We start from the raw sequence: 12,339 nt of genomic DNA, 5'->3' as shown, positions 1-12,339 counted from the left end.
TCAAGCAACTTCCGCTATCACGACTGCTGCGCTTTCTGCTCTTTGGCGCGCTGCGCCGCCTGAACGCGACCTTCGTTGATTTCTGCCATGGCTTCCGGGATCTCGCTCGCGGTGAACTTGCCGCCGCGGCCGGTGGGCAGGCCGCCGAAGGAGTAGCCCTCGTCGAACTTCGGCGCGGTCGACTCCGGCCGGCGCGCCTCGATCTTCTCGATCACCGGCTCCAGCCGCTTCTTCTTGTCGGCGACCGCTTTTGCGTCGCGCTCGATGAACTCGGGCAGCACCTCTTTGCCCATCAGCTCGATGGATTCCATGGTGCCTTCGTGGCTGCGCGGGTTGAGCAGCAAGATGATCTCGTCGACGCCGCTGTCCTCGTAACCGCGGAGGAACTCCCGCACCGTGGCCGGCGAGCCGATGGCGCCGCGACCGGGTCCATAGGCCAGCGTCGGATCCTTCTCGCATTCTTCGAGATAGCGCTTCCAGACTCCGGTCCGTCCGGGGGTGTGGATTCCGGTCATGTAGTAGTGCATGATCCCGAACGAGAAGAACCCGCCGCCCATCCCGAGGCGTTCGACCGCCTGCTCGTCGGTCTTGGCCACCATCATCGACAGGTCACCGCCGATGGCAAGGATGTTCGGGTTGATCTGCGGGGTGATCGGGACGCCGGCTTCCTCGAGCTCCTTGTAGTAGCCGTTCACTCGCTCGGTCAGCGGGCCCGGGCCGGTGTAGGCGAAACTCAGTGCCCCGATGCATTTCTGGGCAGCCATCTGCACCGACGCCGGCCTGGTGCAGGCGACCCACACCGGCGGGTGCGGCTTTTGCAGCGGCTTGGGGATGACATTGCGGGCCGGCATTTCGATGTGCTCGCCCTTGAACCCGGTGAACGGCTCCTCGATCATGCACCGGATCGCGACCTCCAGCGCTTCTTCCCACTGGGCCCGCTTGTCGGCGGGATCGATGTTGAAGCCGCCCAACTCGCCGATCGATGAGGACTCTCCGGTGCCGAACTCGACCCGTCCGTCCGAGATGAGGTCAAGGGTGGCAATCCGTTCGGCGACCCGGGCCGGATGGTTGACGGCCGGCGGCAGGTGCATGATGCCGAATCCCAGCCGGATGTTCTTGGTCCGCTGGCTGGCCCCGGCCAGGAACATCTCCGGTGCGGTGGAATGGCAATACTCCTCCAGGAAGTGATGCTCGGTCAACCAGACCGTGGAGAAGCCGGCCTTGTCTGCCGCCTCGACCTCGTCGAGACAATCCTTCAGCAGGACGTGCTCGTCGTCCGGTACCCACGGACGGGGTAGCGCGAATTCGTAGAACAATGAGATTTTCAACTGGAACCTCCCGGAACAATTGAGTGAGTTGAGCTTTCACTGACTAGGTGCTTGGCGGCGACGTAGCCGAAGGTCATCGCCGGCCCGATGGTCGCGCCGGCGCCGGCGTAGCTGCGTCCCATCACCGCCGCCGAGGTGTTACCGACGGCATAGAGGCCGGGTACGACGGTGCCGTCGGTGCGCAGCACCCGGGCGTACTCATCCGTGCGCAGACCACCCGATGTGCCCAGGTCGCCGAGAACGACCCGAAAGGCGTAGTAGGGCGGTTTGCCCAGCGGATACAGATTGGGGTTGGGCAGAGTGGGATCTCCGTAGTAATTGTCGTAAACGCTGTCACCCCTGTTGAAGTCGTCGTCATGGCCTTTGCGCGCCAGTTCGTTGAAACGCTCGGCGGTGGTGCGAAGCTGTCCGGTCGGCACCCCGATCTTGGTGGCGAGCTCATCCCAGCTGTTCGCCGCTTTGACCACGCCCGACTCCAGCCACGCCTTGGGTAGGTTTCGCCCCGTGGGCACCGGAGCGCCCGGAATCTTGGGCAGCGGAAGATGTCCCGCGACGACATACCGATTGAAGGACCGATGGTCGGTGATCAGCCAGCACGGAATGTGGGTGACACCGGATCTCTGCCCCTCGATCATCGCGTGGCCGAAGTCCATGTAAGGAGCCGCCTCGTTGATGAAGCGCTTCCCGTCACCGTTGACGATGAACTGCGACGGCATCATTCGCTCGTTGAGCATGAACTGCATTCGGCCATTGGGCCATTGGATGGCCGGGAACCACCAGGCTTCGTCGAGCAGGTCGGTGGCCGCGCCGACCCGCTGGCCGGCACGGATACCGTCACCGGTGGCAGCGGGATTACCGAAGCTCCAGTCCTGTTCCACGGTCGGCTGGTGCTCTTTGCGCCATGCCATGTCGTGATCGAATCCGCCGGTCGCCAGGATGACCCCGCGCCTGGCGGAAATCTGCAGCGGGGAGCCGTCTTTCACGACGGTCGCACCGGTCACCGACCCGTCGTCGTCGGTGAGCAGTTCGGTCATCGGCGAGTCCAGCCACAGCGGGATACCGCGGTCTTTCATCGCCAGCCGGAGCCGCGCAGTCAGCGACTGGCCGATCGCCGCGATTCGATCCCCGAAGACTTGCGCCCTGACCATCCGCCACACCAGCTTCACCAGGACGCCCTTGCCGGCCCATGACTGGCGAACCTGGTAGAACGACCGAAGCTCCTTGGGGCCCAGCCAGATTCCGCGAGGTGCCAAGGCCAGGGGCTGAAGCAGATGTTGTTCCTCCTCCGCCAACGTGCGCAAATCGATCGGCGGAACATTGATCGTGCTACCGAGTTCGGAACCACCCGGCAGTTCCGGATAGTAGTCGGCGTAGCCGGGCTTCCACACGAACTCGAACCACGGGCTGAGTTGCTCGAGGAACTCCATCATCTTCGGCGCCGAGTCGACGTACTGCCGGATGCGCGCGGCGCTGACCAAACCGTCGGTGATCCGCCGCAGGTAGTCGACAACACCCTCTGGCGCCGGCGCGTAGCCTGCCCGGCGCTGCGCGGGCGCGCCCGGTACCCAGATGCCCCCGCCGGACAGCGCGGTGGAACCGCCGAATTGGCTGGACTTTTCGACGACCAGCGTCTCCAGACCGGAGGCGTGGGCAGCCAGAGCGGCCGTCATGCCGCCGCCGCCGGAACCGATCACCAGCACGTCAACGTCACAGGTCATCGGCGCCGCTCCTCCTCATCGCTACGCTCTGCATCGTCGCCGGCGCAGTCATGTCGGCACCGCCGTTCTGACGGCGAAGCCGGCGATCAGATCGGGAGCCGGCTTGTAGTAGCGCACCCCGGTCTGGTATGGCCCAGTGGACCGCAGCGCCGCAAAAGCGGCGACCCAGGTGCGGATCTCGTGTGCGGAGTTGCCACCCTCTTGCGCGATGAACGAGTTAGACCACTTGTCCAGCTCGTCGAGTTCTCCGCTGTCGAGAATGTCGAGGAATCGCTGATCCCAAGCCGGGTTGAGGGCTTGTAGCTCGCTGCCCCCGTTGGCGAAGCTTCTGGCCGCATCCATCACCGCGGTCTGCCGGGCCTGCCGTTGTTCGGTCGTCATCGGCCGGCCGTGCACAATTCGTTCCACCACTGCCGGCGTCGCCGTTGCCAGCGTAGGGACCGGTGGATCATGCGACAGCCCACCGGATCCCACCACCAGTACCCGCTTGTTCAGGGTGGCCAGATAGCTACCGACCGCGGTTCCCAGCGCCCGGCAACGATGCAGCGGCCCCAGCGGGGTTGCGACCGAGTTGATGAAGATCGGTATCACCGGGCGCGCAGTCGCGCGACCGAACAATTTCTCCAATGGCTGTACGGTTCCGTGGTCGACGTCCATGTTCGCCGATATGGCGACGTCGACGCCGGCCGATAGGACCGCTTTCGCGCAGGCGACCGCAATGGCTTCGGGAACGTCAAGCGAGCCTTTGTGTGTGCCGTAATCGCCGATCCCCTGTGCTTCGGTACCGATGCAGAACGGTGGCATCAGCTTGTAGAAGAAGCCGTTGTAGTGGTCGGGGGCGAAGATGACGACGAGCTCCGGGTCGAAGCCCTCGACGAATTCCCTTGCCTGCGTGAGTGCGCCGTCGATGTCATCAAGGAGGTCCTGCGCCGGCCCGGGCAGATTCAGTAGCGGGCTGTGAGACATACAGCACAGGGCTAGTGGCACGGTTGCCTCCCGGTGTCAGGGTGAGGACGTCGAAGAGCGAGGCACTCAGCTCGGGTGAGAGTTGAGCGATACAGGCGCCCGCGATGCAACGGTCGGGGCGCAGGAACAGCACGGACTCTTGGTGGGTGTCGAACCAGGCTTTGAGGTCGCCGCCGTGGTCGCCGACGACCAGGACGTCCGGATCGTCGTGCCCGGTCCAGTGCAGCTGGCTCATTGGCCGCGCCGCTACGAACTTCGCGCCCAGCGCCTTCCAGTTCGCAAACGCTGTCGGTCCGAGAATTTCGCGCGGATTGTTGTTCCAGCACAGCACGGCGAACCCGCCACCGAGGACATCGTCGAGCAGGACGTTCTGCTGTTCGCGGGTGTCCACGCAGGGTTGCACGAACAAGGTGCCGACCGGCGAATCGGTACGGCGCGGTTCGGAGTGCACGACGGCCCCGTGCTCGTATCGCGGCATCGGTTTGAACCGCATCTCCAGGACATACCGCTTGAGCGACGGCACAATTGACGCCGATCGCACCACCATGTCACGAACCGCGGCGACTCGACGGTTGGTCGGCGAGATGACCCGGCCCACCATCGTCGACAGGTCGATCATCGCGCGGGCATGCTTGCGGCGTTCCACGTCGTAGGTGTCGAGCAACGCATCCTCAGCGTATCCGGTCACCACCGCCGCAAGTTTCCAGCCCAGGTTCGCCGCGTCGCGGATCCCGCTGTTGTAGCCCTGGCCCTGCCACACCGGCATCAAGTGGGCGGCGTCACCCGCGAGCAGCAGCCGACCCCGCCGAAACGCCCCGGCGATCCGCGAATGATGGGTGTAAACCCGATGCCGGATCACCTCGACGCGGTCCGGGTGGGGGACGAAGTAAGCCAGCATGCGCGCGAGAAAGGCCGGATCTTCGGCCTGTTCGTCGGTCTCGTCGGCGTGAATCATGAACTCGAAGCGGCGAATTCCGTGCGCGATCGAGATCGAAGCGTAGGGGCGCTGCGGGTCGGCGCCGACCTCACTGTTGGGATGTCCGAGCGGATCGTTGGCGACGTCGACAACCAGCCAGCGCGTCGGTGAGGTCGTGCCGTCGAAGGACACGCCCATCAGCCGCCGGGTGGTGCTCCGTCCGCCGTCGCAGCCGACCACGTAACGCGTCCGCACGTTCTTTCGCCCGCGGTCGCCGTCGAGCTCGACGGTTACCGCATCGGCGGTTTCGGCGCATGACGTCATGGGACGGTTCCACCACACGTCGACGTGCTCGAATCTGTCTAACCCGCTCAGCAACTCGGCATCGACCAGCGGCTGCACGAAGCCGTTGCGTTTGGGCCAGCCGAAACGCGCGTCGGGCGGCGCCATTTCGGCAAGCACCCGACGTTTGGCGTCGACGAATCGCAGGATCTGATTCGGCACGGTGTGGGGCAGAATGCGCTCGACCAGACCGATCGCCTGGAAAGTGCGCAGCGACTCGTCGTCAAGGCCCACGCCCCGGGGATAGTCGATCAGCGTCGCGCGCTCGTCGACCACCAGGGTGCGTACGCCTTGCAGGCCAAGGATATTGGCCAGGGTCAAACCGACCGGGCCTGCGCCGACCACCACAACGTCGACGTCTACATCCTGGTCGTCGGCCACAGTCAGCGCCCCAGCAGGAAGTCGAGATGCAGGCGGTTGAAGGTCTTGGCGTCCTCGTACTGCGGCCAGTGCCCACAACCAGGCATCAGCTCAAACCGCGCGCCCGGGATCATCGACGCGATGCGGCGGCCCTCGGTGACATCGGCCGTCGGGTCATCGCTGGTCCACAACACCAGGGTGGGCGCGGTGATCGAGCCATACTCGGCAGGGCCCAAGAGGTTTCGGGCCCGAATCTCAGGATCCTGCAACGCCATGATGTCCCGCATCGCCGCCACGAAGCCCGGCTGGCGGTACACCCGCTGCCGGCTGGCGACCAGATCGTCGTAATCCTTGGACTTGTCGGCCATCAGCCACTTGATCCGCGCCTGCACGGTTTCCCAGGTCGGGTTCTCCGCGGCGGCCATGGACAAGGTGATGATCCTCTGCATCACCTCGAGATCGGCCTGCGAGCCGCCCGCGGTGTTGAGGACCAGCCGGTCGACCTTGTCGGGATGGTCGACAGCGGCGCGGGCGGCCACCCAACCACCGAGCGATTCACCGGACAAGTGGGCGCGCTCGGCGCCGACGGCGTCCAGGACGGCCAGCAGGTGCTCGATGTAGTGGCCGATCTCCAACGGATGGCCGGGCTTGTCGGTGTAGCCGTGGCCCAACATGTCGATCGACCACGTCGAGAAGTGCTCCGCGTGGGCCTCCAGATTGCGGACGTACGCCTCGGCGTGGCCACCCGAGCCATGCAGCAGGATCAGCGCCGGCTTGGCCGGATCGCCGGCATGCAGGTAGCGGGTTCGCACACCGCCGGCGTCGAGGTAGCCCTGCACAAACGGGACACCCTGCAGATCACTCCACACGCTCTCGTGCTCGGCCACCGGTTCCTCTCTTGTTATGGCTCGTGGGCCTCAGGGAAATTTTGTTCTCGTTTTGCGCCAATCGTGTGTGCTAAAATCGCACATTAATGTGCACTATGTATAGAGCATCGCTCTCCGTCGGTTGTCTGTCAAGGGAAGCGCAGGTCGCGTTGGCCGACTGCGGCACGGTGTGCTGACATGCCGGACACCCCGATCACTGCCGCGCCCGGTTCGCAGACGCTGGCCCGAGGGCTCAATGCGCTGCAGCTGGTGGCCGACGCCCCGTCGGGGCTGACCGTGACGCAGGTCGCCGACGGGGTCGGCGTCCATCGAACAATCGCCTATCGCCTGCTCGCGACGCTTTCCCAATTTCGGTTCGTCGCCAAGGGCGACGACGGGCGCTACCGGCCGGCCGCGGGCCTGGCGGTTCTCGGTGCATCGTTCGATCGCAATGTGCGCCAGCTGAGTCTGCCCACCCTGCGCGCCCTGGCCGACGATCTCGGCACCACGGTGTCGTTGCTCGTCGCCGAGGGCGACCAGCAGGTCGCGGTCGCGGTGATCGTCCCGACCCAGGTCGCTTACCAGCTCGCCTTCCATGAGGGCAGCCGCTACCCGCTCGATCGGGGGGCCGCGGGCATCGCACTGCTGGCGAGCATGCCGCCGCGCCCGGACGAACGCGACCTCGTCGTCCGTGCCCGCGAGCAGGAGTGGGTGATCACCCATGGCGAGATCGAGCCGAACACCTACGGTCTGGCCGTCCCGGTGCACCGCCTGCCGCCGTCGCTACCGACGTGCATCAACCTGATTTCGCACCGCGAAGACGTGGTGATGCGAGGCAAGGACGCAGTCATCAAGGCAGCCAAGGAATTATCGGTGCTACTCAGCTGACCTGAGCTGGAAGGATAACGAGCTTATGCGGTCGTGGGACCACGAAGTCGACGTCGTCGTACTCGGCAGCGGAGGCGCCGCGCTGACCGCCGCATTGACCGCGGCCGCCAACGGCGCTTCGGTGGCGGTCTACGAGAAAGCCGCGACTGTCGGTGGCACCACGGCGGTTTCGGGCGGCGTGGTGTGGATCCCCGCGCATAATCGCTCGCCCGACGGGGAATTGACGGTAGAGGATGCGCTGCGGTATCTCGACGCGCAGTCGTTCGGCTCGATGGATGAGGCGCTGGTCGACACGTTTGTGCGAACCGGGCCGGCGATGCTCGATTTCGTCGAGGCGCACAGCAGTCTGCGCTTCGAAATCGCGGACGGTTTCCCGGATTACAAGCCGGAGCTGCCGGGCGGTCGCCCGGCCGGAGGTCGATCGCTGACCGCTGCCCCGTTCGACATCGCCCGCTTGGGTGACTGGCGGGATCGGATCACGTCGTTTCCCGCGGACTGGTCCAACGTCGGTTTCGACGCCGAAACCCGGGCGAGGCTGCACGCGGCGGTCGATGAGACCACCACCGACCTGTGTGTGGCGGGCACTGCGCTAATTGCCGGGCTGCTCAGGGGATTACTGGATTCCGGCGTGACGCCCGCGACGAACGCCCGGGCCGAGGAGCTTATCGCCGACGACGGCGAGATCGTCGGCGTCCGGGTCAGCCGCGCCGGCCGGGAACTGGCCGTGCGTGCGCGTCACGGTGTCATCCTGGGCACCGGCGGCTTCGAATGGGATCCCTCGTTGGTCAACGCTTTTCTGCGCGGACCGATGCACGGCGCCGTCTCGCCGCCCAACAACACCGGCGACGGCTTGCGCATGGCGATGGCTCACGGCGCCGACCTGGCCAACATGGGCGAAGCGTGGTGGGTGCCGATCGTGCAGATCCCGGGCGACACGATCGACGGGAAACAACGCAGCCGCAGCGTACGCCTGGAACGAACACGCCCGCGCAGCATCATCGTCAACCGCGCCGGGAAACGTTTCGTCAACGAGGCCTGCGATTACAACTCGATGGCCGGGGCCTTCCACTACCTCGACCCGCGAGACGGCTACGTCAACGACCCGGCGTGGATGGTGTTCGACTCGATTCACCACAAGCACTACGGATTCCTGGGCGTCGAGCCGGATGAGCCGGTCCCGGACTGGTTCTGCGCGTCGGCCGATCTGGCCGAGCTGGGAGCCAAGACCGGTATCGAGCCCGACCGGCTGGCCCGCACGATCGAAAACTGGAACCAGAATGCGCTCGCCGGCTCGGATCCCGACTTCGGCCGTGGCTCAAGCGCGTACGACGGCTACTGGGGCGACGACCGTGCGACGACGCTGGCCGGCAAGACGCTCGGCCCCGTCGATACCGCGCCGTACTACGCGGTCCCGATCTCGATCGGTGCGATGGGAACCAAGGGTGGACCGCGGACCGACCGTGACGGACGGGTTTTGCACGTCAGTGGCGCGCCGATACCGGGCCTGTTCGCCGCCGGCAACGCGATGGGCGGGGTGACCGGGCGGGCCTACGGCGGCGCAGGCGGAACCATCGGTCCGGCAATGGTTTTCGGCTTCCGCGCCGGCTATGCCGCGGCGACAGGCAAGCCGGTCGACTAACTGAAAGCCTGGGTGATGGCTGCCATGTCGAAGTAGTCGCGCCAGGCTGCGATCTTGCCGTCGTGTACCTCGAAGACACCCATCACCGGTAGCGATACCTCGCCGCCGTCCTTGCGGTGCATCACGTCGGTGCGTTCGTTCATCACCACCGTGCCGTCGCTGACCTGTCGGTGCACGTTGAAGTCGATGCCGTCGACCGCGGCGACGAAGCCCGCAATGAATTGCTTGATCGCCTCGCGACCCTGCACCGGCTCCATGGGAATGTTGTGGTAGACGGCGTCTTCGGTGAAATAGCCGGCCAGTTCGTCCGGGTTCGGAGATGACCACAGCTTGCAGAATTCGGTTACCAGCTCATCGGCGGAACGAGTCATGTTCTCATGCAACATGTTGACCGGCAGCAAATCAAGAGCGCGCCGTCAGCCGAAAGTGACCACTACCTTGTCGGCGGCGCCGGGCGTGCCGGCCATCCGCAGGGCCTCCGCTACGTCCTCGAACGGCAGCGTGTGGCTCACGATGACGGCATACTTTTCCCAGTTGGCGGCGATGTCTTTGGTGACCTCGAAGATTTCCTTCGGGTAGCCCATCGACCCGACAATGGTGACCTCGTTGCTCATGATGTTGAGAAAGTCCACCGGTACCGGTTCTTTGTGGACGGCGACCACCACAACCTTGGCTCCGGTCTTCGCAGCCGTCAAGGCGGTATTGATCACCGCCGGTACGCCCGCGGCGTCAAGATAGATGTCGGTGCCGGCCTTGCCCGGAAACATCGACTCGCCCCGTCCGTGGATGTCGATCAGGCGTTGCGCGACGTCTTCGTCGGCGGAATTGAGCACCGCATCGGCACCCACTCTGAGGGCTTTCTCCAGCCGTGACTGGATCAGGTCGACCACGGTGACGTGTTGTACCCCAGCCGATTTGAATCCGATTGTCGCGCCGAGCCCGATCGGACCGGCGCCGAACACCACCACCTTGTCGGTGGCCTTGGGCGCAACTTGGTTCACGGCGTGTCGCGCGACAGCCATCGGCTCGTTCAGCGCCGCCACTTCGAACGGGATGTGATCGGGCACGACCTCGAGACTCTTGCCGCGCACAGCGTCCTCGACGAGCAGATAGTCCGCGAGCGCACCGGTCGGACCACCGTTGCCGATGATCCCGCCCGGCGCGACCATCGGGTTGATCACGACATGATCGCCCACGGCTATGCCGGTGACGTCGCGACCGACTTCGACGACTTCGCCGGCGGGCTCATGGCCGAGCGGCATCTTCCCCTGGCGGGGTGGCAGGCCACCCAACGAGATGTACAACGCGTCCGACCCGCAGATGCCGCAGGCCCGCATCTTCACCAGTACATCGCTGCGACCAGCCGCAGGTTTGGGTAGCTCGACAATTTGCGTCTCCCCCGGCGCTGTGACGATGGAGGCTCTCATCGACCGGCGAGCGCCTTGGCGAGATCGATTGTGCCGGTTTGGATCGCGGCGACCACTCCGCCGTCGACCAACAGATCGGCACCGGTGATGAATGCCGCCGACGGCCCGAGCAGGAACTCGGTGGCGGCGGCGATGTCCTCGGGTGTGCCAAGCCGTCGCAGTCCAGAGTTGTCGACCATGGCTTGCATGAGCGCGCCGGATTCACTGCCCAGCTCTAAGCGGCCCATCGCCGTGGAGATGATCCCCGGGCTGATGCTGTTGATCCGCGCACCGCGTTCGCCCCAGGATCCGGCCGCGGCGGCAACCCGGATTTGGTTGGCCCGCTTGGCGAATGGATACGCCATCTGACTGTTGGTGATCTTCGAGCACGCTTCGAGGCCGAGCAGCTCGTCGGCCGGCGCGGTCGCCAGCTGCCGCTCGACTTCCGAGTCTAGTGCCGGCTGCATGTGGCCGGCCATGCTGGCGATGACGACCGCGGCGCCGCCTGGCTCGATCACGCGGCCGAACTCGTCGATCGTCAAGGCAACCCCCAGCAGGTCGACCGCCATCACCGCTTCTGCGGGTGCCTGTTGCGGCGAAAGTCCTGCGGTATGAACAACAGCCGTGACACGCCCGGCCTCAACAGCCATCTCCGCAACGGCGGCCACCGAGCTGCGGGAAGTGACGTCGACTTCCCGGGTCAACACCCGATGCCCGTCGCCGGTGAGCGCATCGGCAGCAGCTTTCAAAGCTGCGGCGTTGACGTCCGCCAACACGATCGTCCGCCCCGCTCCGACACGACGGGCGATCGACAGCCCCATCCCGCCGACGCCGATGATGACCAAAACCTCGCTAGTCGTGGATCGCGTTGTCATGCGTCTTCTCCTCTGCGGCACAGTACGGTTGGGGTGCGGGGGCAAGCAGCTGTTCGGCGGCAGTGTAGGGATCGTCGCGGCCGTCGGCCACCGATTCGGCGAGCCGATCGAGGTCGGGGTGCGTGCGCAGCCGGGTTTGCGCCAGCGACAGGATCTGGGCCCGCGCGCGAGCAGAGCGGCGATCGCGGCTGTCGGCGCGGTGATGGGCGTCGATCGCCTCCATCAAGCCCGACAGCCCTTCACCTTTGGCGGCAATCAGGCTGATGATCGGAGCTTTGGTCTCGCCGCGAAGGTCGCGGACGGTCTGCTCGGCGCCTTCCCGGTCGGCCTTGTTCACCGCCACGATGTCGGCGACCTCGAGCAGTCCGGCCTTGGCGGCCTGCACCGCGTCGCCGGCACCGGGGTTGAGGATGACCACGGTCGGATCGGCGACCGCGGCGATCTCGATCTCCGACTGCCCCACGCCAACGGTTTCCAGCAGGATCACGTCGTAGCCCAGCGCCCCGAGTAACCGGATGGCCGCGGGAACGGCCGCGGCGAGCCCGCCCAGATGACCCCGGGTGGCCACCGAGCGGATCAGCACATCGGGGTCGTTGATGTGTGCGGCCATCCGAATTCGGTCGCCGAGCAACGCACCACCGCTGAACGGCGACGACGGATCGACGGCGAGCACCGCCACCCGCAACTCGCGTTGCCGGTAGGCCCCCACCAACGCCGCGATCGTCGTCGACTTACCGGCGCCGGGCGGGCCGGTAATCCCGACGACGAGCACCGACGACGGATCGAGGCTCGCCAGCACCTCGTCGCGACGCTCACCTTCGACCAGGCTGAGCAACCGGCCGGCGGCTCGCGGCGAACCGCCGCGCGCGGCGGCGATCAGATCAGCGATCGTCATCTGACGATCATGCCGCCGGAGCCTCGATGACCGTGGCCGAACCCAACTCCCCGCCCGCACACATCGCCGGCTTTTCTCCAATGGGCAAGCGGGGACGCAATCGTCGTTGGCGGTGCCGGCGGTCGAATAGCCGTCGGCGC

At 65.8% G+C, this 12,339-nt stretch carries 11 protein-coding genes; 2 read left to right on the top strand and 9 right to left on the bottom strand.

Annotation, left to right across the window (positions count from 1 at the left end; all coding sequences use genetic code 11):
• Positions 1 to 17: 17 nt before the first annotated feature.
• Genes VKI00_RS30825 through VKI00_RS30805 form a run of 5 tightly spaced genes read right to left on the bottom strand, consistent with a single transcriptional unit; the run spans position 18 to position 6,517 of the window.
• Entirely contained in the window at positions 18 to 1,328 is a 1,311-nt protein-coding gene (locus VKI00_RS30825) for an LLM class flavin-dependent oxidoreductase (RefSeq protein ID WP_324446726.1), read from the bottom strand.
• Complete coding sequence (locus VKI00_RS30820; RefSeq protein WP_324446725.1) at positions 1,325 to 3,046, bottom strand: FAD-binding protein; 1,722 nt, start codon at positions 3,044 to 3,046, stop codon at positions 1,325 to 1,327. The genes VKI00_RS30825 and VKI00_RS30820 overlap by 4 nt, the downstream gene beginning before the upstream one ends.
• Before the next feature lie 48 nt (positions 3,047 to 3,094).
• Positions 3,095 to 4,012, bottom strand: a complete 918-nt coding sequence (locus VKI00_RS30815) for a 3-carboxyethylcatechol 2,3-dioxygenase (RefSeq protein WP_324446723.1) — start codon at positions 4,010 to 4,012, stop codon at positions 3,095 to 3,097.
• Positions 3,960 to 5,657: a bifunctional 3-(3-hydroxy-phenyl)propionate/3-hydroxycinnamic acid hydroxylase gene (locus VKI00_RS30810; RefSeq protein WP_324446839.1), complete on the bottom strand. Its 1,698-nt coding sequence runs from the start codon at positions 5,655 to 5,657 to the stop codon at positions 3,960 to 3,962. The genes VKI00_RS30815 and VKI00_RS30810 overlap by 53 nt, the downstream gene beginning before the upstream one ends.
• Positions 5,654 to 6,517 carry an alpha/beta hydrolase gene (locus VKI00_RS30805; RefSeq protein WP_324446721.1) on the bottom strand — a complete coding sequence of 288 codons (864 nt, stop codon included), beginning with the start codon at positions 6,515 to 6,517 and terminating at the stop codon, positions 5,654 to 5,656. Before VKI00_RS30805 ends, VKI00_RS30810 begins: the two co-directional genes overlap by 4 nt.
• A gap of 177 nt (positions 6,518 to 6,694) precedes the next feature.
• Between VKI00_RS30805 and VKI00_RS30800 the strand changes: the two genes are divergently transcribed.
• Both VKI00_RS30800 and VKI00_RS30795 read left to right on the top strand, forming a co-directional pair.
• Complete coding sequence (locus VKI00_RS30800) at positions 6,695 to 7,384, top strand: IclR family transcriptional regulator (protein ID WP_324446719.1); 690 nt, start codon at positions 6,695 to 6,697, stop codon at positions 7,382 to 7,384.
• A 25-nt stretch (positions 7,385 to 7,409) separates the two neighbouring features.
• Positions 7,410 to 9,023, top strand: a complete 1,614-nt coding sequence (locus VKI00_RS30795) for an FAD-dependent oxidoreductase (protein WP_324446717.1) — start codon at positions 7,410 to 7,412, stop codon at positions 9,021 to 9,023.
• Here the strand turns inward: VKI00_RS30795 and VKI00_RS30790 are convergent.
• From VKI00_RS30790 to meaB, 4 genes are read right to left on the bottom strand one after another with little or no spacing between them, the layout of a single operon-like run.
• Positions 9,020 to 9,394, bottom strand: a complete 375-nt coding sequence (locus tag VKI00_RS30790; RefSeq protein WP_324446715.1) for a nuclear transport factor 2 family protein — start codon at positions 9,392 to 9,394, stop codon at positions 9,020 to 9,022. The two genes, VKI00_RS30795 and VKI00_RS30790, sit on opposite strands and share 4 nt — an antisense overlap.
• 45 nt (positions 9,395 to 9,439) lie before the next feature.
• Positions 9,440 to 10,450, bottom strand: coding sequence for a zinc-dependent alcohol dehydrogenase (locus VKI00_RS30785; protein WP_324446713.1), 1,011 nt, complete (start codon positions 10,448 to 10,450; stop codon positions 9,440 to 9,442).
• Entirely contained in the window at positions 10,447 to 11,304 is an 858-nt protein-coding gene (locus VKI00_RS30780; RefSeq protein ID WP_324446711.1) for an SDR family oxidoreductase, read from the bottom strand. The genes VKI00_RS30785 and VKI00_RS30780 overlap by 4 nt, the downstream gene beginning before the upstream one ends.
• A complete protein-coding gene (gene meaB / locus VKI00_RS30775; RefSeq protein ID WP_324446709.1) occupies positions 11,282 to 12,199 on the bottom strand; it encodes a methylmalonyl Co-A mutase-associated GTPase MeaB in 918 nt (305 codons plus the stop codon). The genes VKI00_RS30780 and meaB overlap by 23 nt, the downstream gene beginning before the upstream one ends.
• Between the last annotated feature and the right edge of the window lie 140 nt (positions 12,200 to 12,339).

This window comes from Mycobacterium sp., from assembly GCF_035314665.1.
Classification (GTDB): Bacteria; Actinomycetota; Actinomycetes; order Mycobacteriales; family Mycobacteriaceae; genus Mycobacterium.
The sequence above is the reverse complement of the archived record's forward strand: the minus strand, read 5'-3'. Positions and strand labels throughout refer to the sequence as shown.

Coding starts and splice junctions, on each gene's coding strand:
- VKI00_RS30795 (WP_324446717.1), top strand. CDS start 7,410: ATGCGGTCGTGGGACCACGAAGTCGACGTCGTCGTACTCGGCAGCGGA.
- VKI00_RS30780 (WP_324446711.1), bottom strand. CDS start 11,304: ATGACAACGCGATCCACGACTAGCGAGGTTTTGGTCATCATCGGCGTC.
- VKI00_RS30790 (WP_324446715.1), bottom strand. CDS start 9,394: ATGACTCGTTCCGCCGATGAGCTGGTAACCGAATTCTGCAAGCTGTGG.
- VKI00_RS30820 (WP_324446725.1), bottom strand. CDS start 3,046: ATGACCTGTGACGTTGACGTGCTGGTGATCGGTTCCGGCGGCGGCGGC.
- VKI00_RS30815 (WP_324446723.1), bottom strand. CDS start 4,012: ATGTCTCACAGCCCGCTACTGAATCTGCCCGGGCCGGCGCAGGACCTC.
- meaB (WP_324446709.1), bottom strand. CDS start 12,199: ATGACGATCGCTGATCTGATCGCCGCCGCGCGCGGCGGTTCGCCGCGA.
- VKI00_RS30800 (WP_324446719.1), top strand. CDS start 6,695: ATGCCGGACACCCCGATCACTGCCGCGCCCGGTTCGCAGACGCTGGCC.
- VKI00_RS30785 (WP_324446713.1), bottom strand. CDS start 10,450: ATGAGAGCCTCCATCGTCACAGCGCCGGGGGAGACGCAAATTGTCGAG.